General features: G+C 29.1%; 22 protein-coding genes. 20 read left to right on the top strand and 2 right to left on the bottom strand.

Features of this window, described 5'->3' with window-relative positions:
- Positions 1 to 150 precede the first annotated feature (150 nt).
- Entirely contained in the window at positions 151 to 1,371 is a 1,221-nt protein-coding gene (locus FGK85_RS11325) for a nucleotidyltransferase (RefSeq protein WP_138206702.1), read from the bottom strand.
- A gap of 424 nt (positions 1,372 to 1,795) precedes the next feature.
- On the opposite strand from FGK85_RS11325, the gene pta reads away from it, so the two are divergent.
- The 20 genes from pta (at position 1,796) to FGK85_RS11220 (ending at position 19,481) form a co-directional block, all read left to right on the top strand.
- Positions 1,796 to 2,797: a phosphate acetyltransferase gene (gene pta, locus FGK85_RS11320; protein WP_138206700.1), complete on the top strand. Its 1,002-nt coding sequence runs from the start codon at positions 1,796 to 1,798 to the stop codon at positions 2,795 to 2,797.
- 59 nt (positions 2,798 to 2,856) lie between these two features.
- A complete protein-coding gene (locus FGK85_RS11315) occupies positions 2,857 to 4,050 on the top strand; it encodes an acetate kinase (RefSeq protein WP_138206698.1) in 1,194 nt (397 codons plus the stop codon).
- Between the two features lie 164 nt (positions 4,051 to 4,214).
- Positions 4,215 to 4,715 (top strand): YceD family protein, encoded by a 501-nt coding sequence (locus tag FGK85_RS11310; RefSeq protein ID WP_138206696.1) that lies wholly within the window; start codon positions 4,215 to 4,217, stop codon positions 4,713 to 4,715.
- Positions 4,716 to 4,729: 14 nt separating this feature from the next.
- Positions 4,730 to 4,912 (top strand): 50S ribosomal protein L32, encoded by a 183-nt coding sequence (rpmF, locus tag FGK85_RS11305; RefSeq protein ID WP_138206694.1) that lies wholly within the window; start codon positions 4,730 to 4,732, stop codon positions 4,910 to 4,912.
- A gap of 100 nt (positions 4,913 to 5,012) precedes the next feature.
- Positions 5,013 to 6,044, top strand: a complete 1,032-nt coding sequence (gene plsX / locus FGK85_RS11300) for a phosphate acyltransferase PlsX (RefSeq protein WP_138206692.1) — start codon at positions 5,013 to 5,015, stop codon at positions 6,042 to 6,044.
- 89 nt (positions 6,045 to 6,133) lie between these two features.
- Entirely contained in the window at positions 6,134 to 6,367 is a 234-nt protein-coding gene (acpP, locus tag FGK85_RS11295; RefSeq protein ID WP_138206690.1) for an acyl carrier protein, read from the top strand.
- Positions 6,368 to 6,484: 117 nt separating this feature from the next.
- Positions 6,485 to 7,192: a ribonuclease III gene (gene rnc, locus FGK85_RS11290; RefSeq protein WP_138206688.1), complete on the top strand. Its 708-nt coding sequence runs from the start codon at positions 6,485 to 6,487 to the stop codon at positions 7,190 to 7,192.
- Entirely contained in the window at positions 7,185 to 8,273 is a 1,089-nt protein-coding gene (locus FGK85_RS11285; RefSeq protein ID WP_138206686.1) for an elongator complex protein 3, read from the top strand. The genes rnc and FGK85_RS11285 overlap by 8 nt, the downstream gene beginning before the upstream one ends.
- A gap of 161 nt (positions 8,274 to 8,434) precedes the next feature.
- Complete coding sequence (locus FGK85_RS11280; RefSeq protein ID WP_138206684.1) at positions 8,435 to 8,695, top strand: stage V sporulation protein S; 261 nt, start codon at positions 8,435 to 8,437, stop codon at positions 8,693 to 8,695.
- A gap of 270 nt (positions 8,696 to 8,965) precedes the next feature.
- Positions 8,966 to 12,523 carry a chromosome segregation protein SMC gene (gene smc, locus FGK85_RS11270; RefSeq protein WP_138206680.1) on the top strand — a complete coding sequence of 1,186 codons (3,558 nt, stop codon included), beginning with the start codon at positions 8,966 to 8,968 and terminating at the stop codon, positions 12,521 to 12,523.
- A 20-nt stretch (positions 12,524 to 12,543) separates the two neighbouring features.
- Positions 12,544 to 13,446: a signal recognition particle-docking protein FtsY gene (ftsY, locus tag FGK85_RS11265; protein ID WP_138206678.1), complete on the top strand. Its 903-nt coding sequence runs from the start codon at positions 12,544 to 12,546 to the stop codon at positions 13,444 to 13,446.
- An 82-nt stretch (positions 13,447 to 13,528) separates the two neighbouring features.
- Positions 13,529 to 13,873 (top strand): putative DNA-binding protein, encoded by a 345-nt coding sequence (locus FGK85_RS11260; protein WP_138206676.1) that lies wholly within the window; start codon positions 13,529 to 13,531, stop codon positions 13,871 to 13,873.
- A gap of 11 nt (positions 13,874 to 13,884) precedes the next feature.
- Entirely contained in the window at positions 13,885 to 15,234 is a 1,350-nt protein-coding gene (gene ffh / locus FGK85_RS11255) for a signal recognition particle protein (protein ID WP_138206674.1), read from the top strand.
- Between the two features lie 42 nt (positions 15,235 to 15,276).
- A complete protein-coding gene (gene rpsP / locus FGK85_RS11250) occupies positions 15,277 to 15,534 on the top strand; it encodes a 30S ribosomal protein S16 (RefSeq protein ID WP_138206672.1) in 258 nt (85 codons plus the stop codon).
- Between the two features lie 18 nt (positions 15,535 to 15,552).
- On the top strand, positions 15,553 to 15,780 hold the full coding sequence (locus tag FGK85_RS11245; RefSeq protein WP_138206670.1) for a KH domain-containing protein: 228 nt from the start codon (positions 15,553 to 15,555) through the stop codon (positions 15,778 to 15,780).
- Positions 15,781 to 15,934: 154 nt separating this feature from the next.
- Entirely contained in the window at positions 15,935 to 16,426 is a 492-nt protein-coding gene (gene rimM / locus FGK85_RS11240) for a ribosome maturation factor RimM (protein ID WP_138206668.1), read from the top strand.
- 2 nt (positions 16,427 to 16,428) lie between these two features.
- Positions 16,429 to 17,142 carry a tRNA (guanosine(37)-N1)-methyltransferase TrmD gene (gene trmD, locus FGK85_RS11235; RefSeq protein ID WP_138206666.1) on the top strand — a complete coding sequence of 238 codons (714 nt, stop codon included), beginning with the start codon at positions 16,429 to 16,431 and terminating at the stop codon, positions 17,140 to 17,142.
- A 125-nt stretch (positions 17,143 to 17,267) separates the two neighbouring features.
- Positions 17,268 to 17,615: a 50S ribosomal protein L19 gene (rplS, locus tag FGK85_RS11230; protein ID WP_138206664.1), complete on the top strand. Its 348-nt coding sequence runs from the start codon at positions 17,268 to 17,270 to the stop codon at positions 17,613 to 17,615.
- Between the two features lie 187 nt (positions 17,616 to 17,802).
- Complete coding sequence (ylqF, locus tag FGK85_RS11225; protein ID WP_138206662.1) at positions 17,803 to 18,645, top strand: ribosome biogenesis GTPase YlqF; 843 nt, start codon at positions 17,803 to 17,805, stop codon at positions 18,643 to 18,645.
- A 35-nt stretch (positions 18,646 to 18,680) separates the two neighbouring features.
- Positions 18,681 to 19,481 (top strand): ribonuclease HII, encoded by an 801-nt coding sequence (locus tag FGK85_RS11220; RefSeq protein ID WP_138206704.1) that lies wholly within the window; start codon positions 18,681 to 18,683, stop codon positions 19,479 to 19,481.
- Positions 19,482 to 19,519: 38 nt separating this feature from the next.
- On the opposite strand, the gene FGK85_RS11215 is transcribed toward FGK85_RS11220, so the two are convergent.
- Positions 19,520 to 19,888 carry a YraN family protein gene (locus FGK85_RS11215; RefSeq protein WP_138206660.1) on the bottom strand — a complete coding sequence of 123 codons (369 nt, stop codon included), beginning with the start codon at positions 19,886 to 19,888 and terminating at the stop codon, positions 19,520 to 19,522.
- Positions 19,889 to 20,312 lie beyond the last annotated feature (424 nt).

Raw genomic sequence — 20,312 nt, 5'->3', positions numbered from 1 at the left:
TCCGATGACTACCTGCCGTAACACTCCCACTTCTAACAAAGTGGGAGATAACGGCAGCTACGTCCCTGGATAACGAGCTCTAACCTTCAGATGGAGTAAAAACTCCATCTGAAGGTTAGAGCTCTGTTTATTAATAATTAGAGTTTACTATTATTTATAGATAATGGGACTTATTAGATAGTCACTATTAGGGCTTATATTTTTATTTATAAGGCTGTAGGCTTTGGTGCATTGAATATCTAGTTGTAAACTAGGAATATTATCTTTAGGAAGTTTTGTATAAACGGGTATGGAACAGGTATCTTTTAAAAGCTTTAATATCTTTTGACCCTCAGAGTTAAAACCTAATACCCTTGCATAACTACAAGGAGATTTTCTCATGTCCTTTGTAGGGAACAGATCAAAGCCTATAAAAAGCTGAGTTAGTATTCTGCTTATTCTAGTATAGGTATATCTTTTACTTTTAATTTTTAATATAAGTTCATTTAATGTATTAGAACACTGAATTTCTTTTAAAATTTTATTATTTAAACCTTCTAAGGCATCGGGTATATTTTCTATGGAACGCTCATTAGTGAGTAGTTTATATTTAATAAACTCAAACATATGTTCATCTACAGGAAAAGAATAGTTTTCTTCTTTTAATTTTAAGATTAAATTAAAAACTTTTTTAGGTATAACCTCATCTAAATCATATAGAGACTTACCAGAATTAAAGTGATTTCTTATGGCAGACGCACTAGAAAATTTGTGATTTAAGTTTAAATCATTATATGAACTACCCTCTCTTTTTATGGTTACAGGTTGGAGAGAACTATTTAATTTTAATAAGCTTTTGCAATATTCTATTCCTAATATATTGTTAGATTGAGAAAGAATTCCGTCTAAAACATCCTCTTTTAAAGAACTATTATGGATTAAATAATTTTTTAAGGCTTTATTTCTAGAGGAAGGATAATTTAATCCACTACTTAAATGTTTTTTTAATGTTTCTTTATATTCTAAAGGCTCATCTATAAGTGTGGAAGCAATTTGTTTTAATATATCTATAGAGCCTAATTCACTTCCAAAGCATATGCCATCAACTACTCCTAAGCTATTTAAAAGACTAACAGCGCCAGAGGCAAAAAATTCTGCTGAAGATAGGCTGTACACTGCAGGGAGTTCTAATACTAAATCTACTCCCTCTTCCAGAGCCATTTTTGTTTTTGTCCATTTATCTACAATGGATGGGGTACCCCTCTGAGTAAAATTTCCACTCATTACAACTATTGTATTTCTACATTTGGTTATTTCTTTGCATTTCTGTATATGATATAAATGTCCATTATGAAATGGATTATATTCTACTATTAAACCGCATATGTCCATATTTACACCTTCTTAATAAATATATTAACTCAACTTTCGCATATAAATTCTAAGTTCTACACTAGACAAGGTAAGAAGTATTACTTGTAAATTAATTATAAAAAACTCTTAGAGTTTTATCCTTAACTGTTACCTCTTAACTATTACTTATTACTTAACTGCAAATTTTATATTTTTGTTTTATAACTGCGAGAATTGAATATATTAATTTAATATTTAAAAACTTATTATAGATATTAACATAAATTATTACTATTAGTGTATACTTTATTTATAAAAAAATTAAATATATATAGTTATTAACGGTATTTTTTATAAAAATACTTTTATTATCAATAATTTATACATTAACTATTGAAAAATGTAAGTAAAAAGCGTTATATTATTAATGTGTGTATTTTTGTATTTGAAAGGAGAAATGAACATGGAACTTATGGAGAAGTTCTGGAATGCTGCTAAAGGGGATATAAAAAGAATAGTGCTTCCAGAAGGCGAAGAAGAAAGAACTTTAGTAGCAACAGAAAAAATAGTTAAAGAAGGTTTAGCTAAAGTTATATTAGTAGGAAATGAAAAAAACATAAGAGAAAAGGCAAAAGATTTAAAGGTTGATATTTCAGGTGCTGAAATAATTGATCCAGAAACATCAGATAAACTAGAGGAATACACAAATGGTTTTTATGAATTAAGAAAGAAAAAGGGTATGACTCTAGAAAAAGCAGATAAAATAATAAGAGATCCATTATATTTTGCTACTATGATGGTTAAAATGGATCATGCAGATGGAATGGTTTCAGGTGCAGTTCATACTACAGGAGATCTTTTAAGACCAGGTCTTCAAATAATAAAGACAGCTCCTGGTATATCAGTAGTATCTAGCGTATTTATTATGGTAGTGCCAAACTGTCAATACGGAGAAGATGGAATGTTATTATTCTCAGATTGCGCAGTAAACCCTAATCCAACAGCAGAACAATTAGCATCTATTGCAATAAGCACAGCAGAAACAGCTAAAGGATTATGTAATATGGATCCAAAAGTTGCTATGCTTTCTTTCTCAACTATGGGAAGTGCTGAACATGAATTAGTAGAAAAAGTTAGAGAAGCTACTAAAATGGCAAAAGCAGCAAGACCTGATTTATTAATAGATGGAGAATTACAATTGGATGCATCAATAGTTGAAAAAGTTGCAGCTCAAAAGGCTCCAGAAAGCAATGTAGCAGGTAAAGCAAATGTGCTTATATTCCCTGATTTACAAGCAGGAAATATTGGATATAAATTAGTTCAAAGATTTGCAAAGGCAGAGGCTATAGGACCTATATGCCAAGGATTTGCAAAACCTATTAATGATTTATCAAGAGGATGCAGTGCAGAGGATATAGTAAATGTTGTAGCAGTAACAGCAGTTCAAGCACAAAATCAAAAATAGTAAAGTATATTATATTTAATATAGATATATATAATAATAAATTTAGGAGGATTTTTTTTATGAAAATATTAGTTATTAACTGTGGAAGCTCTTCTTTAAAGTATCAATTAATAGATATGGAAACAGAAAAAGCTCTAGCAAAAGGATTAGTAGAAAGAATAGGAATAGAAGGTTCTATATTAACTCAAAAGGCTGGAGAAGATAAATACGTAATAGAAACTCCAATGAAAGACCACCAAGTGGCAGTAGAATTAGTTTTAAATGCATTAGTAGACAAAGAGCACGGAGTAATTAGCGATATGTCTGAAATATCAGCAGTAGGACATAGAGTTGTTCACGGTGGAGAAAAATATGCTAATTCAGTATTAGTTAATGATGATGTATTAAAGAACATAGAAGAATGTATAAAATTAGCACCACTTCATAATCCAGCTAACATTATAGGAATTAATGCATGTAAAAAATTAATGCCTAATACTCCAATGGTAACTGTATTTGATACTGCTTTCCATCAAACTATGCCAGAGCAAGCATATATGTATGCTTTACCATATGAAATGTATACAAAACATGGTGTAAGAAGATATGGAATGCATGGAACTTCTCATAAATTTGTATCTCTTACAGCTGCAGAAATGATGGGTAAAGATATAAAAGATCTTAAAATATTAACTTGCCACTTAGGAAATGGAGCAAGCTGTTCAGCTGTAGATCATGGAAAATGTATAGATACATCAATGGGATTAACTCCACTTGAAGGATTAGTAATGGGAACAAGATGTGGAGATATGGACCCTGCTATAGTACCATTTTTAATGAAAGCTGAAGGATTGTCTATAGAAGAAATGGATAACCTTATGAATAAAAAATCAGGAGTTTTAGGAGTTTCAGGTGTAAGCAGTGACTTCAGAGATATAGAAAATGCAGCTTCAGAAGGAAACCATAGAGCTCAATTAGCTTTAGATGTGTTCCACTACAGAGTAAAAAAATACATAGGATCATATATAGCTGCTATGGGCGGCATTGATTGTCTTGTATTTACTGCAGGATTAGGTGAAAACTCTATATCATCTAGAGAAGAAATCTGTAAGGGATTAGAATTCTTTGGCATAGAGTTAGATACTGAAAAGAACAACGTTAGAGGTAAAGCAGTAGAAGTAAGTGCTGAAGGCTCTAAAGTTAAAATATTTGTTATACCAACAAATGAAGAATTAATGATAGCAAGAGACACAATGGAAATAGTAAACAAGTAGTAGTATAATAATTTAAACTGAATTTCAGATGGGTTATTAACCCATCTGAAAAAAGTTTTTAATTATTGCAAGATTATTAGTTAAAAAATAAATCTTGACTTTTAGTATGGCTGCTTATATAATAATGGTGTTTGTTGCAATTTGTCACATGAGGTGCTTTTTATATGATAATCAATGTATTAGAACTAATAAAAAATAAAGTAAGTAATGAAGAATTAAGTTTTACATTAGATTTGAGTAATTTCCATGATGGCAATGAAGCTATAGAAATTACAAAGACCATTAGTTTTACAGGAGTGATAAAAAACTCTGAGGAAGATTTGATCCTAAAGGGACATGTTGAAGGAGAAGTTATATTAACATGTTCTAGATGTTTGGATAAGTTTAACTATAAGTTGGACTTAGATATTGAAGAAATAATATCAACAAATCCAGAGGATAAAGATGAAAATATCATCTTTATTGATAATAACAAGTTAAATATAGATGATATAATAGTAAATAATATCATCATGTCATTACCTGTAAAGAGACTTTGCAGAGAAAACTGTAAAGGCTTATGTCAACTTTGTGGAACTAATTTAAATTATTCGAATTGTAATTGCAAAGATGAAGATACTGACCCGAGATTGGCTAAGCTAAAAGACTTTTTTTCTGATAATTAAGGAGGTGTTTATAAATGGGAAATCCAAAAGGAAAAACTTCAAAATCTAAAAGAGATTCAAGAAGAGCACAAACTTTCAAACTAAGCGCACCTGGAATAGTTGAATGTCCTCAATGCCATGAAATGAAACTTGCTCATAGAGTATGTCCAAACTGTGGATACTACAAAAATAAAGAAGTTGTTTCAACAGAAAAATAATAAAAGGAAAGTCATATGACTTTCTTTTATTTTTACCTAAATCAGTATATAATAAATTATATAATTTGTATTATATAATATATATAAGTGAGGTTTTAACATGATAATAGCAGTGGATGGTATGGGTGGAGATAATGCTCCAAATTGTATAATAGAAGGTTCTATAAGTGCTATTAATGAATTTAAAGACTTAACTATAATAATAACAGGACCAGAAGAAATTATTAATGAAAAACTTTCAAAATATAATTATCCTAAGGATAGGATAAAGGTTTTAAATGCAGAAGAAATAATTACCAATAATGAACATCCAGTAATGGCTATACGAAAGAAAAAGGATTCAAGTTTAGCTAAGGCTTTAACATTAGTAAAAAATAAAGAGGCTGATGCTGTAATTTCAGCAGGAAGTACTGGTGCCTTTATGGCAGGTTCTTTATTTATTGTAGGAAGAATTAAAGGAATAGATAGACCAGCTATAGCTCCAGTATTGCCAGGTAAGAATGGACCTAGCATGCTTATAGACTGTGGTGCCAATGCAGAGTGTAAGCCTATAAACTTGCTGCAATTTGCATATATGGGAGATATATATTTTAAGAATATATTAGGCATATCTAAACCTACAGTAGGACTTATTAATATAGGTGCTGAAGAGGAAAAAGGAAATACTCTTACAAAAGAAACCTATAAGATGCTTAAAGAAACTTCTTTAAATTTTGTGGGTAATGTGGAGCCTAGGGATATACCAAGTGGTGACGTAAATGTTCTTGTATGTGATGGCTTTGTTGGAAATACTGTTTTAAAAATGTATGAGGGTGTAGCAGCTACTATATTGGGCACTATAAAAGAAGAAATATTAAGTTCTACTAGAACAAAAATAGGTGGTATACTTTTAAAACCAGTATTTAAGAATTTTAAGAAAAAATTCGATTATAAGGAATATGGCGGAGCTGCCTTTTTAGGAGTAAAAGGAGTATGCATTAAAGCTCATGGAAGTTCAGATGGTAAAGCTATCAAAAATGCTATATCGCAAGCTATTAGATTTTCTGATAATGAAATAATAGATAAAATTAAAATGCAGATAGAAAATGAAAAAATGCAAAAAGAAAACGAAAATATTGAAAATCACGTATAAATATAATAATATTGATGATATTATTATATTGACTATGTAGATAATATATAATATTATCTATTTGTATATTTTAATAGGAGGTGAATATTATGGTATTTGAAAGAGTTAAAAAAATAATAGCTGATCAATTAAGCTTAGATGAGGAAGAAGTTAGAATAGACTCCTCTTTTATAGATGATTTAGGAGCTGATTCCTTAGATATAGTAGAGCTTATAATGGCATTGGAAGAAGAATTCGATATTGAAATTCCAGATGAATCTGCTGAAAAAGTTTCTACTGTAGGAGATGTTGTTGAATATATAAAACAACACGTAGAGGATTAGGAGCATGTCCCGTTTTAAAACGGGACTTTATATTTTATAAATATAGTTTATTCTTGAATTTGCAAATTAGCTGCAAATTGAGGAATAAACTCTATTAAAGGAGATGTATATAATACAATGAATATTTTGCGTGAAAATACTTTAGCAGAATTAGAAGAAAAAATAGGGTTTGATTTTCAAAATAAGGATTTGTTAGATGTAGCATTAACTCATAGTTCTTATACTAATCATAAAAAAAATGCAAAATATAATGAAAGACTTGAGTTTTTAGGAGATGCTGTATTAGAACTTGTAATATCAGATTTTTTATTTAATAAATATAAAAATAAAAGTGAAGGTGAATTGACTAAAACAAGGGCTATAATAGTATGTGAAAATTCTCTTCACAGCATAGCTAAAAATTGGGATATAGGTAAGTATATAAATATGAGTAAAGGCGAAGAAATGACTGGAGGAAGAACAAGAGTATCTATATTAGCAGATTGTATAGAGGCTATAATAGCTGCTGTTTACATAGAAAAAGGATTTGATGGTGCTAAAAGGTTTGTATTGACCAATTTTGGTGAAAATATACACAAGGCAATAAACAATCAAATAATAATGGATCACAAAACAAAATTGCAAGAAGTCATGCAACAGCATGGAGAAATAAGTATAGAATATAATTTATTAAAATATGAAGGACCACCTCACAGAAGAAAATTTTATATAGAAGTTTATATAGATGGAAAATCCTTTGGCAAAGGCGAGGGATATAGTAAGAAAGAAGCAGAACAAAATGCAGCAAAAGAAGCTTTGAATAATTTGGAGGTTATAAATGGGTAAAAAACATTATATAATACCTATATTTGTACCACATGAAGGTTGTACTCATAACTGTGTATTTTGTAACCAAAGAAGTATAACTGGAGTAAAAAGTAACGTAGATGGTGAATATGTAGATAGAATAATAGGAGAGTATTTATCCACTATAGATTATGAAAATTCAACAGTGGAGGTATCATTTTTTGGAGGATCCTTTACAGCTATAGATATACATAGACAAAATGAGCTTTTAGAAGTAGCATATAAGTATAAAAAGTCAGGAAAGATAAGATATATTCATATGTCCACAAGACCAGATTGTATAGATGAATATATATTAGACAATTTGAAAAAATATGATGCGGATATTATAGAATTAGGAGTACAGTCACTAGACGAAGAAGTTTTATTGAAATCAGCTAGGGGACATAGCACAGAAGATGTTATAAAAGCTTCTAAGCTTATAAAAGACTACGGATTTACTTTAGGACATCAAGTAATGCTAGGTTTACCTGGAGATAATTTTAAAAAGGACATAGATACAGCAATAAAGTCTGTGAATATGAAACCAGATATATGTCGTATATATCCTGCGCTAGTCATAAAAGGTACCCCTATGGAGAAGATGTATAGAGAAGGAATATATAAACCGTATACTTTAGAGCAGGCTGTGGAAATATGTAAGGATGTGTACGGAATTTTTGTAAGTAATCATATAAACGTAATAAGAGTAGGACTTCAGCCTACAGAGGAAATAACTACTGGTAGGGAATTGGTGGCAGGACCTTTTCATCCAGCTTTTAGGGAATTAGTAGAAGGAAGTATATACAATGATATGATAAGAGAAGAATTGAGTGGAAAAAGCTTATCTAAAGTAAGTATAGATGTTAATCCTAAAGATATATCAAAAATATATGCAAATAAAAAACAATTTTTTAACGACATGAAAAAACAATTTTCGTCAGTTGATTTAAGAGTATTTCAAGATACCACTTTAGAAGTAGGAGAATTGCTAATAAATATAAATGAAAAATGTAGTAAAATGTCTTTTAGCGATTATGTTCAAAGTAAGTATAAAAAAGGATATAAGAGTTTTTTATAGAATATAATTCCTATATAAGTATTAATTAATTGAACTTTATTCAGAGTAACATTAGTTCAGCTTATTTAGGGAGTGTGGTTCTTTTTAAATTATATAAATTACGCTTTGGAACTATCATTCCTAAAAAATAATTAATAATTTTTATAGGGAGGAATATAATTATGGAAGTATTAAAAGTATCAGCTCAATCTTCTCCAAAATCAGTAGCAGGGGCTTTAGCTGCCATTGTAAGAGACAATAAAACCGCAGAAATTCAAGCAATAGGTGCGGGTTCTGTAAATCAATCTATAAAAGCAATTGCCATAGCTAGAGGATTTGTTGCTCCTAATGGAATAGACCTTGTAACTATACCAGCATTTTCACAAATAGATATTGATGGTGAAGAAAGAACTGCAATTAAATTAATAGTTGAATCTAGGTAATTTTATAAGAATTCAATTTAAGAAACTTAGGCTCTCAAGGTTTAAACCATGGGAGCTTATTAATTTTAATGTAAGTTGATATTTTTTTAAAATTACTATAAACTATTAAAGTAAAATCAGTATATGAGGTGAGAAAATGAAAAAAGAAAAAAGAGAAAAATTAACAAAAATTATGGTTTATATAATAATAACATTGTTCGTGTTTTCTTTATTGCCTATAGCATTTAGATAAATATTATATAATGAAGTTTTATATAGGAGAGAGAGTTTATGTTTTTAAAATCACTAGAGATAAGAGGATTTAAATCATTTGCAGATAAAACGGAAGTGTCCTTTAACAAGGGCATAACTACAGTTGTAGGACCTAATGGTAGTGGAAAAAGCAATATTTCTGATGCAGTTAGATGGGTACTGGGTGAGCAAAGTATAAAAACTTTAAGAGGAGGAAAAATGGAGGATGTTATATTTGCTGGAACACAGTATAGAAAGCCCGTAGGATTAGCACAGGTAGCTATTACTTTTGACAATAATGATAATGAATTGCCTATAGATTATTGTGATGTAACCATTGCTAGAAGATTGTACAGATCTGGAGAAAGTGAATATTATATAAATAATTCAAAATGCAGACTGAAAGATATACAAGAATTATTTATGGATACCGGCATAGGTAAAGAGGGGTATTCTATAATAGGACAAGGTAAAATAGACGCTATTTTAAGTGGTAAACCAGAGGACAGAAGGAAACTTTTAGAGGAGGCTGCAGGTATTGTAAAGTTTAAAACAAGAAAAGAAGAAGCTGAAAAAAAACTTGTTAACACTGAACAAAATTTAACTAGAATAGAGGATATACTAAGTACTTACGGGGAAAGATTAGGTCCTTTGGAACTTGAAAAAAATAAGGCCAAAGAATTCTTGAAATTATCAGAGGATTTAAAGGTAAAAGAAATAAATCTTATATTATATAACATTAAGGCTTTAGATGAAAAAATATCAGCTATTAAAAAGAATATGGATGATTTTATGGCTGAAATGACTAAATACCAGAAGGAAAAGGAAGAATTAAAAAGTATATGCGTTAAATGTGAAGAAGAATTAGAGAAATTTAATAGGAGTATAGAGAAAGAAAAGTCAGATTACTATAATAAACAATGGGAACACAGGGATATACTATCCAATATGGATATTTTAAATGAAAGAATAAGTAATTTGAAGTCTACAATAGATAAAAACATTGCAGATATAAAGGATTTGGAAGAAAAAAAGGAAAGTTTTTATAAAGAAAAAGATTTAAAGGAAATTGAGCTAAAAGAATTCCAAATGGAACAAGCTAATTTAAATGCCAATATTATTCAAACTGAGAATTATATATTAAGTATTAATAAAGAAATATATGCAGATAAAGAGCTTTTAAATAATTTGAAAAAAGATCAAATTGATATAGCAGGAACAATAGCAGAACTTAAAAATAATAAAATAATTTATAAAAATGAAGTAGACGAATTAAAAAAGAAAATATCTCAAATGAAGGAAAGTTGTTTTAGCTTTAATAATTCTATAAAAATAAATGTAAATACTAAAAATGTTTTAAAAGAAGAAAAAGAAAAATTATTAAAAAATATATCTCATTATGAATGGGATATAAAAGAGTCTAGAAGAGAAATGAGTAAATTAAGTATAACCTTAAAGGAGCAGGAGAATACCCTTAGACATAATAATAAAAATTTAAATACTTTGGAAGCTAATAAACACATACTAGAAAATCTAGAAAAGGATTATGAGGGTTATACAAAAACTGTAAAGAATCTAATGCAGCATTTAACTAAGGGGTTAGTAGGGATAGAAAGTGATAAATGTCATGTGTTAGGAGAGGTGTTAGATGTTCCTAAGGAGCTTGAAATAGCGATAGAAATAGCATTAGGGTCAGCTATTTCTAACATAATAACTAAAGATGAATTTACAGCAAAAAAATTAATTAATTATTTAAAAGAAAATAAGATGGGAAGAGCTACTTTTTTACCTTTGGATATTGTAAGAGGAAAAAAGTTAGAATTATATAATCAAATAAAAAATATAAAAGGATATAGAGGAATTGCTAGTGAGCTTATAAGCTATGAAAAAATATTTGATCCTATAATTCAGTATGTGTTAGGAAGAACCATAGTAGCTGAAAATTTAGATTGTGCTATTGAAATAGCTAGAGTTAGTGGTTTTAGATTTAAAATAGTTACATTAGATGGTGAGGTAGTAAATGCTGGTGGTGCATTAACTGGTGGTAGTTTATACGGAAAAAATACTGGAATAATAAGTAGAAAAAGACACATAGAAGAAATAACATCAGAAATAGAGAAAGTAAAAGCAGATATTTTTACATTAAATTCAAGCATAAAAGATTTAAATAATGTTATAAAACAATTAGATGATAAGTGCTTAAATTTGAAAGATGAAATTCACTATAAAAACATAGAAATAACTAAGATTGATGGTAAAATTAATGCTCTTGAGATTGAAACAGAAAAATTAAATAAGAATTTAATTATTGCTACAGAAGAAATAAACACAATTAATAAAACTTTAAAAACAAAAGAAATTCAATCAGAAGAGTTTTATAAAAGTATAAATTTATATGTGGAAAAAGAAAAAGAAAACAATGAAAAAATATATCAATTGGAATTAAAATTAAGGGATAGTGAAGAATTAATAGAAAACAATAGGGAAAATTTAACTGAGTCAAAAATTAAAAAAGCTGGTTTAGATGAAATAGTAAATAATAAAATAAATGAATTGAGTAGAATATGCAAAGAAGTAGATAATATAGATACAAAAATAGAGGTTTTAAAAAGTGAAATAAAGGAATCTGAAGAAACTTATAATGAAAGTATCAATAGCATTGAGGAAAATAAAGTAAAAATAAAAAATATAGTAAGTTATCTAGAAATTTTAAAAAATGCTTATGAACAAAAGGAAATAGAAAAGGTAAAGATAAAAGATGAAATTGATAAATACAAAAGTAAATTAGAGGAGTTAAACTTACTCATATCCAATAAAGATAAAGAGATACACAGAGAACAACTATCATATACTAAATATGTAACAGAAAAAGATAATGTGTATTTAAAATTAAATGAAGAATTTGAAATTACCTATGCTGAAGCTTTAGAATATGCAATTGAGGGGTTTAATTTAAAAGAATTTAAATATGACATACAAAATTTAAAACAGGGAATTTCTAAACTAGGGGTTGTAAACTTAGGTGCCATAGAAGAATATGAAGAAATAAAAGATAAATATCAATTTATGAATGTTCAAAGGGAAGATTTAATAAGTGCAAGAGAAGAACTTATGCAAGTTATAAACCATATGACCGAAAAAATGAAGAATATGTTTAATGAAAATTTCAGTAAACTTAGAAAATATTTCAATGAAACCTTTCAGGAATTATTTAAAGGTGGAAGAGCTGATTTATTGTTAGGTGAAGGAGATGAATTATCCTGTAATATAGAAATAAATGTAGAACCTCCAGGAAAAAAACTTCAAAATATAAACTTGATGTCAGGTGGAGAAAAAGTTCTTTCAGCTATAGCTCTATTATTTGCAATACTTAAAATGAAACCAACTCCATTTTGTATTTTAGATGAAATTGAAGCGGCGTTGGATGATGCTAATGTTGTGCGATATGCAGATTTTTTAAGGGCCTTTTCAAATAATGTTCAGTTTATTGTAATAACACACAGAAAAGGTACTATGGAAGCAAGTGACGTTATGTATGGTGTAACCATGCAGGAAAAAGGAGTTTCAAAAGTAGTTTCAATAGAATTAAATAACTAATGATATAGGAGGAATTATATATGTTTGGAGGATTTTTTAATAAACTTAAAGAAGGACTTACTAAGACAAGGGATGGATTAAGTAGTAAATTAGGAGAAATGTTAAACTTAGCAGTAACAATAGATGAAGATTTATATGAGGAATTAGAGGAAATACTTATAACTGCAGACATAGGGGTGGAAACTTCCTTAAAAATAATTGATAAATTAAAAGAAAAAATAAAAGAGGAAAAAATAAAAGATCCTATTCAAATAAAACCTTGTTTAAAAGAAATATTAATAGAAATGCTAGGACAATATGAAGAGGAAACAACTTTTCCTAAAGTTATGTTAATAATAGGTGTAAATGGTGTGGGAAAAACTACTTCTATAGGTAAGATAGCTAATAATTTTAAAAGTGAAGGCAATAAAGTATTAATTGCAGCAGCAGATACTTTTAGGGCCGCAGCTATAGATCAATTAGAAGTATGGAGTAATAGAGCGGCAGTGGATATTGTAAAGCATCAAGAGGGTTCAGATCCAGCAGCAGTAGTATTTGACGCTATTCAAGCAGCTAAAGCAAGAAAGGTTGATGTACTTATATGTGACACTGCTGGAAGACTTCACAATAAGAAAAATTTAATGAATGAATTAGAAAAAATAAATAGAATTGTTGAAAAAGAATTTTCAAATGGAAAAAAGGAAACTTTATTGGTGGTTGATGCTACTACAGGACAAAATGGGGTACAACAGGCAAAGTTATTTAAAGAAGTATGCAATATTGATGGAATAATATTAACTAAATTAGATGGAACTGCAAAGGGTGGAGTAGTTATTTCCATAAAAGATGTATTGGGTATACCAGTAAAATATATAGGAGTAGGAGAAGGCATTGATGACTTACAAGAATTTAATGCAAAAGAGTTTGTAGAAGCTTTATTTTAAAAAAAGTTTTACCTGTTAAGTAAAAGTACTTGACAACCATAAAACATTTTGATAATATACTTTTTGTAAGTTGGTGATGGTTATGGAAGAAAGAGTCCAAATTTCTTTGTTATTAGATTTTTATGGGAATCTATTAACAGAAAAACAAAGAGACATAATGGATTTATATTATAATGATGATTTGTCCTTAGCTGAAATATCCAATATAACAAATACAAGCAGACAGGCCATACATGATATTACTAAAAGATGTCATAAACTTTTATTTCAGTATGAAGAAAAATTGTTTTTGCTTGAAAAGTATTTACAAAGAAAAAAAATTATAGGTAGATTAAATGAAAATATTGATATGTTGATAAATAATACAATAGATGAAGATAAGAAGGAAATTCTCAATAAAATTAAAAGGGATATAGAATATATATAGGAGGTCAGGCTATGGCTTTTGAAGGTTTAGCTTCTAAACTACAAGAAACTCTTAAAAAGTTAAAAGGAAAAGGCAAATTATCAGAAAAAGATATTAAAGAAGCCATGAGAGAAGTTAAACTTGCTTTGCTAGAAGCGGATGTAAACTATAAAATTGTCAAGGATTTTGTAAAAAAGGTAAGTGAAAAATGTCTGGGAAATGAAGTTTTAGAAAGCTTGACTCCAGGACAGCAAGTTATAAAAATAGTAAATGAAGAATTGACAGATTTAATGGGAAAGACAGAAAGTGAAATAAAATATTCTTCTAGTGGCTTGACAATTATTATGTTGGTTGGTCTGCAGGGAGCAGGTAAAACCACTATGGCGGGTAAGTTAGCACTACAAATGCGCAAAAGAAATAAAAAGCCTTTGTTAGTTGCCTGTGATATATATAGACCGGCAGCTATAAAACAGTTGCAAGTAGTAGGAAAGAGTATAGAAGTTCCAGTGTTTACCATGGGTGATAAGGTTAGTCCTGTGGATATAGCTAAAGCTTCCATAGAACATGCTAAAGGCAACGGCAATAATGTGTTAATTGTGGATACTGCTGGTAGACTTCATATAGATGAAAACTTAATGGGTGAGCTTTCTAATATAAAAGATAGCATAAATCCAGATGAAATATTATTAGTAGTAGATTCAATGACAGGGCAGGATGCTGTAAATGTAGCTGAAAGCTTTAACAATCAATTGGATATATCTGGTGTCATACTTACAAAATTAGATGGTGACACTAGAGGCGGTGCAGCCCTTTCAATTAAAGCCATTACTGGAAAACCAATTAAATTTGTTGGTATAGGCGAAAAGATGAATGAAATAGAAGTTTTTCATCCAGATAGAATGGCTTCAAGAATATTAGGCATGGGTGATGTACTATCACTTATAGAAAAGGCTCAACAATCTATAGATGAAAAAAAGGCTCAAGAAATAGGCTCTAGGATGTTAAACAATGAATTTAACTTTGAAGATTTCCTTGAAGCTATGAGTCAAATGAAGAAAATGGGACCTTTAGCTAAAGTTCTTGAAATGATACCAGGATTCAACTCTAGCCAATTAAAGGGTGTTGATTTAGATCAAAGTGAAAAAGAAATGGCTAAGGTTGAGGCTATAATAAATTCTATGACTAAGAAGGAAAGAATAAACCCTAATTTGGTTATATCCTCTTCTTCTAGAAAAAAGAGAATAGCAAAAGGTTCTGGAACAGATGTACAGCAGATAAACAGGCTATTAAAGCAGTTTGAAGCTAGTAGAAAAATGATGAAACAAATGAAAGGCATGCAAAAGGGTTTTAAAAAAGGTTTATTTGGAAAACTACCTTTTTAAATATAAAAACTAATTAGAATCCTTTAAAGGAGGTGAATATAAATGGCAGTTAAAATAAGATTAAGAAGAATGGGTGCAAAAAAAGCTCCTTTCTACAGAGTAGTTGTTGCTGATTCAAGATCTCCAAGAGATGGAAGATTCATTGATGAAATAGGATATTACAATCCAACAACTGAACCAACTACTGTAAAAATAGATGAAGAAAAAGCTTTGAAATGGGTAAAAAATGGTGCACAACCATCTGATACAGTTAAGAAGTTATTCAACATGACTGGTATAACTGAAAAAATTTCAAAGTAGTACTGGGGGTGCTTTGTAATGAAAGAATTGCTGGAAGTAATAGCAAAATCACTAGTAGACAACCCAGAAATGGTATGTGTAAATGAGATAGCTGGTGAGCAATCTATAATTTTAGAATTAAAAGTTGCTCCAGAGGATATGGGAAAAGTTATTGGTAAGCAAGGTAGAATAGCAAAAGCTATTAGAACAGTAATGAAAGCAGCAGCTATTAAAGAAAATAAAAGAGTTGTTGTAGAAATAATATAATTGCATACTAAAAGCGTAAAATAAGAGTTAGGATTTCCTAGCTCTTAATTTATTTTACTTGAATTTAAAGCAACTTCATAGTAGAATAATGTAGATTAAAATAGTGAATATAAATATTGTATAATTTAAAAATAAAGAGCGGGAGGTCTACACGTTGGCAGATTACTTTAATATAGGTCAAGTAATAAATACCCATGGAGTTCATGGAGAGCTTAAAATATTACCTCTTACAGATGATATTACTAGATTTAAAACTTTAAAGTATGTTTTAATAGATGATATGGAAAAAAACATACTTGGGGTAAAGTTTCAGAAGGATAAGGTTATTTTAAAAGTAGAAGGAATAAATTCTATGGACGAGGCAATGAAGTATAGAGGTAAATATATAAAAATTAATAGAAAAGATGCTGTACCTTTAGAAGAAAATACTTATTTCATTGCGGATTTAGTAAAGTGTGAAGTTTTTGATACAAATGGAGAAAAAATAGGTAAAGTATATGAAGTTGTTAAAACAGGAAGTAATGATGTATATTGGATTAAGGGAGAAAAAGAGGTATTAGTTCCAGCCCTAAAGGATATAGTAAAAGAAGTGGATATAGACAATTTTAAAATAACTATAAGGCCTGTAGAGGAGTGGCAAGCATAAAAATGAAAATAGACATATTAACCCTATTCCCAGAGATGTTTAATATATTTGATCACAGTATAATTGGAAGAGCAAAGCATAATGGATTATTAGATATTAATGCTATTAATATAAGAGACTATTCTGAAGATAAGCATAAAAAAGTAGATGATTATCCTTATGGAGGCGGAGCAGGTATGCTTATGACTCCACAACCTTTAGTTGATGCTATAAGTAGTGTGAAAAAACATAACAAAGGCAAAGTTATCTTTTTAGGGCCTAGGGGGTCAGTATTTAATCATGGAACTGCATTGAAATTAAGCCAAGAGGAAGAATTGATTTTTGTCTGTGGACATTATGAAGGTATAGATGAAAGAGTTTATGATTATATAGATATGGAGATTTCTCTAGGGGATTTTATATTAACAGGAGGAGAAATGGCCTGCATACCTATTATAGATTCCATATGTAGGTTAATACCAGGAGTACTTTCCACTAGTGAAAGTTATGAAGAAGAATCTTTTTATGAGGGAGTGTTAGAGTATCCTCAATATACAAGGCCAGTATCCTTTAGAGGAAAAGACGTGCCTGAAGTTTTAATATCTGGACATCATGAAAATATAAGAAAATGGAGAAGACTTGAAGCATTAAAATTAACTAAGGAAAAAAGACCTGATTTATTCAAAAAAATAGAATTGACAAAAGAAGATAGAAAATTATTAAATAGCTTAAGGTAATAATATATATTTATATTGTAAAAATGAAATTTTTGTGATAAAATGAGTTTTGTGCTAGTACGGGCGGTCCTCTGTCTGCTTAAGGCTGGGCAAGAACGTCAAATAACTTTAAGGAGGGAATGCACATGTTAGAGATTATAAAATCAATAGAAGCAGAACAATTAAGAAGCGATTTAGTAGAATTTAATGTTGGAGATACTGTTAAAGTTCATGTTAACATTAAAGAAGGAACTAGAGAAAGAATCCAAGTCTTTGAAGGAACAGTTATAAAGAGACAAAATGGTGGAATAAGAGAAACTTTCACAGTAAGAAGAGTAACTTCTGGTGTAGGAGTTGAAAGAACATTCCCTGTTAATTCTCCAAGCGTAGCTAAAATAGAAGTAATAAGACATGGTAAAGTAAGAAGAGCTAAACTATTCTACTTAAGAGACAGAGTAGGAAAAGCTGCTAAAGTTAAAGAAGCAATAAGATAAGAAAACGGGGCTTTTAAAGTCCCTTTTTTTATTATTATTTTATATAAAATAGAATTAAACATGAAAAATTAATTAAACTAATTTTATATAGATGTTAAAGCTTATCCAAGAAGATTTTTTAGGGTTGTTTCACAGGTAAAGTCAAATTATTTAAGTAGTTTAATAAATAGGAAAGGAGCTATTTACTATGGATATTAATTGGTTTCCTGGGCATATGGCTAAGACTAGAAGAGAAATAAAGGAAAATTTAAAATTAGTAGATGCTGTAATAGAGATAAGGGATGCTAGAATAGTAAAATCTAGTGCTAATCCAGAAATAGAGGAAATATGTAAAGGAAAGCCTAGAATAATACTTTTAAATAAATCTGATTTAGCAGAAGAAAAAGTAACTAATGCATGGATAAAAGAACTTTCAAGAGAAAACATAAAGGTTATTCAAGCAAATAGTACCACTGGCCAGGGCTTAAAAAATATAAAGCCTATTTTAGAATTACTTTTAAAAGAAAAATTAGAAAGATTAAAGAATAAGGGAGTAGTTAATATAACTACTAGAGTTATGGTAGTTGGCATTCCCAATGTAGGAAAATCTTCTTTTATAAATAAAATAGCTAAGGGAAATAGAGCAAAAACTGGTGATAGGCCTGGAGTTACTAAAAGCAGACAATGGATAAAGACTAAGTTAGGAATAGAATTAATGGATACACCAGGGGTTTTATGGCCTAAATTTGAAGATCCGCAGGTAGGAATGAATTTGGCCTTTACAGGGGCTATAAAGGATGAAATAATGAATATAGAGGATTTGGCCTTAGAACTAATAAAAACACTTCAAGGTTCATATGGTAATAGAATTATTGAAAGATATAAATTGGAAAGTTTATCAGAAGATGCTCTAGAAAATATGAATAGTATAGCCATAAAAAGAGGAGCTGTTATGGCTGGTGGAAATATAGATTATACTAGAATAGCTATTACAATTTTAGATGAATTTAGAGGGGGAAAACTAGGAAAGATTTCATTAGAAACTCCCTAAAGGAGCGAAAAATTATGGATTTTAATATTTGTTCTATGGGATTAGAGAAGAAAAATGTTAAAGAGATAAAAGATTTAGTTAAATACATAGAAGAGAATTTTCTTAATGTAAAGGAAGAGGATTTTTTAAATATAACAAAAGCTTTGCTAGAGGATAATAGAAAATCAGTTAATAAACTAGCTATAAGCTTATTAAAATATAGAGAAAGTATGGAAAAAGAAATAAAAAGAGTTACTAATATGTACAATTTTGATAGGACGTATTCCAGTAATTCATATGTTATAGGAGCGGATGAAGTGGGAAGAGGTCCACTAGCAGGGCCAATAGTAGCTGCAGCAGTGGTTTTGGATTTAAATATTAAGGATACAAAAGAAATGATATTAGGGTTAAATGATTCAAAAAAGCTTTCTTTTAAAAAAAGAGAAGAATTAAGTGAAATTATAAAAAAGAAAGCATTAGCGTATAAAATATGTTTAATAGATAATAAAGAAATAGATACTAAAGGTATAGGATGGTGCAATAATCAAGTGCTTTTAGAGTCAGCAGTTGGAATAGATTTAAAACCTAGTGTAGTTTTATCAGATGGGTATAAAATTAAAGGAATTAATTTACCTAATAAGGCCGTTGTTAAAGGTGATGCTAAAAGTGCTTCTATAGCATGTGCTTCTATATTAGCCAAGGTTTACAGAGATAATATTATGATAGAATACTCTAATTTATACAAAGACTACGGATTTGAAAGAAATATGGGATATGGTACAGAAGAGCATATAAATGCTATAAAAAGCAAAGGAATAACTAGTATACATAGAGAGAGTTTTTTAAAAAATATATAAGAGAATCCACTATCTTCACCAAAAGAGATAGTGGATTTTTATATGTAAAAGGCATTTTTTATTAATCTTATGGAAGGATTTTTTTCATTATTATTTAGTAGTATTTCCATAACATCGAATCTAAAATTTTCATTAAAAAGCTTCTTTTTTAATATATATAGTTGAGCTACTTTATAAATTTTAAATTGTTTATTTTTTGTAACAGCTTCACAGGGGTAACCATAGAATGTTCCATATCGGGTTTTTACTTCTATAAAACAAGTATATTCCTTATCCTTTCCTATTAAATCTATCTCGCCAAATTTACAAGAAAAATTTTTATCTAATATTTCATATCCTAGATTTTTCAAATAAGTTTCTGCTAAATCTTCACCATATTTTCCTATGTCTTTGTTAAGATAATGCATAATATACCTCCTTTCTTAAAAATAATACATAAAAATCATTATAATGCAAAATTATACCATAAACTATAATAAAAATTGCTTTCACTAGTGATAAGGGTATATACATAAACATACTATACTAATTAACTGAAAATTTCAATAATTTATTACTATTTATATAAATTTATAAAAATATGATTATATTAATTATATTTGTCTAGAATTAAAATATGTATTTATTAAAGATAGTGTAAAGTGAAATATGAAAAAGTTAAGCTTAAAAATGTTTTGCCCGAAGGGCGCAGAATAATAAAATAATTTGTAATTTGAAGATGAAGTAACGAATTTTGAGCATGACAAAAAATCCTTTTGAGTGAAGGAAAATTTTTGATATTAGTAATCTCTACATGGAGTTATTCACGTAGTGGCTAATAAATATCCCATA

Source organism: Haloimpatiens lingqiaonensis, from assembly GCF_901447495.1.
GTDB lineage: Bacteria > Bacillota > Clostridia > Clostridiales > Clostridiaceae > Haloimpatiens > Haloimpatiens lingqiaonensis.
The sequence above is the reverse complement of the archived record's forward strand: the minus strand, read 5'-3'. Positions and strand labels throughout refer to the sequence as shown.

Coding starts and splice junctions, on each gene's coding strand:
- FGK85_RS11325 (WP_138206702.1), bottom strand. CDS start 1,371: ATGGACATATGCGGTTTAATAGTAGAATATAATCCATTTCATAATGGA.
- pta (WP_138206700.1), top strand. CDS start 1,796: ATGGAACTTATGGAGAAGTTCTGGAATGCTGCTAAAGGGGATATAAAA.
- FGK85_RS11315 (WP_138206698.1), top strand. CDS start 2,857: ATGAAAATATTAGTTATTAACTGTGGAAGCTCTTCTTTAAAGTATCAA.
- FGK85_RS11310 (WP_138206696.1), top strand. CDS start 4,215: ATGATAATCAATGTATTAGAACTAATAAAAAATAAAGTAAGTAATGAA.
- rpmF (WP_138206694.1), top strand. CDS start 4,730: ATGGGAAATCCAAAAGGAAAAACTTCAAAATCTAAAAGAGATTCAAGA.
- plsX (WP_138206692.1), top strand. CDS start 5,013: ATGATAATAGCAGTGGATGGTATGGGTGGAGATAATGCTCCAAATTGT.
- acpP (WP_138206690.1), top strand. CDS start 6,134: ATGGTATTTGAAAGAGTTAAAAAAATAATAGCTGATCAATTAAGCTTA.
- rnc (WP_138206688.1), top strand. CDS start 6,485: ATGAATATTTTGCGTGAAAATACTTTAGCAGAATTAGAAGAAAAAATA.
- FGK85_RS11285 (WP_138206686.1), top strand. CDS start 7,185: ATGGGTAAAAAACATTATATAATACCTATATTTGTACCACATGAAGGT.
- FGK85_RS11280 (WP_138206684.1), top strand. CDS start 8,435: ATGGAAGTATTAAAAGTATCAGCTCAATCTTCTCCAAAATCAGTAGCA.
- smc (WP_138206680.1), top strand. CDS start 8,966: ATGTTTTTAAAATCACTAGAGATAAGAGGATTTAAATCATTTGCAGAT.
- ftsY (WP_138206678.1), top strand. CDS start 12,544: ATGTTTGGAGGATTTTTTAATAAACTTAAAGAAGGACTTACTAAGACA.
- FGK85_RS11260 (WP_138206676.1), top strand. CDS start 13,529: ATGGAAGAAAGAGTCCAAATTTCTTTGTTATTAGATTTTTATGGGAAT.
- ffh (WP_138206674.1), top strand. CDS start 13,885: ATGGCTTTTGAAGGTTTAGCTTCTAAACTACAAGAAACTCTTAAAAAG.
- rpsP (WP_138206672.1), top strand. CDS start 15,277: ATGGCAGTTAAAATAAGATTAAGAAGAATGGGTGCAAAAAAAGCTCCT.
- FGK85_RS11245 (WP_138206670.1), top strand. CDS start 15,553: ATGAAAGAATTGCTGGAAGTAATAGCAAAATCACTAGTAGACAACCCA.
- trmD (WP_138206666.1), top strand. CDS start 16,429: ATGAAAATAGACATATTAACCCTATTCCCAGAGATGTTTAATATATTT.
- rplS (WP_138206664.1), top strand. CDS start 17,268: ATGTTAGAGATTATAAAATCAATAGAAGCAGAACAATTAAGAAGCGAT.
- ylqF (WP_138206662.1), top strand. CDS start 17,803: ATGGATATTAATTGGTTTCCTGGGCATATGGCTAAGACTAGAAGAGAA.
- FGK85_RS11220 (WP_138206704.1), top strand. CDS start 18,681: ATGGGATTAGAGAAGAAAAATGTTAAAGAGATAAAAGATTTAGTTAAA.
- FGK85_RS11215 (WP_138206660.1), bottom strand. CDS start 19,888: ATGCATTATCTTAACAAAGACATAGGAAAATATGGTGAAGATTTAGCA.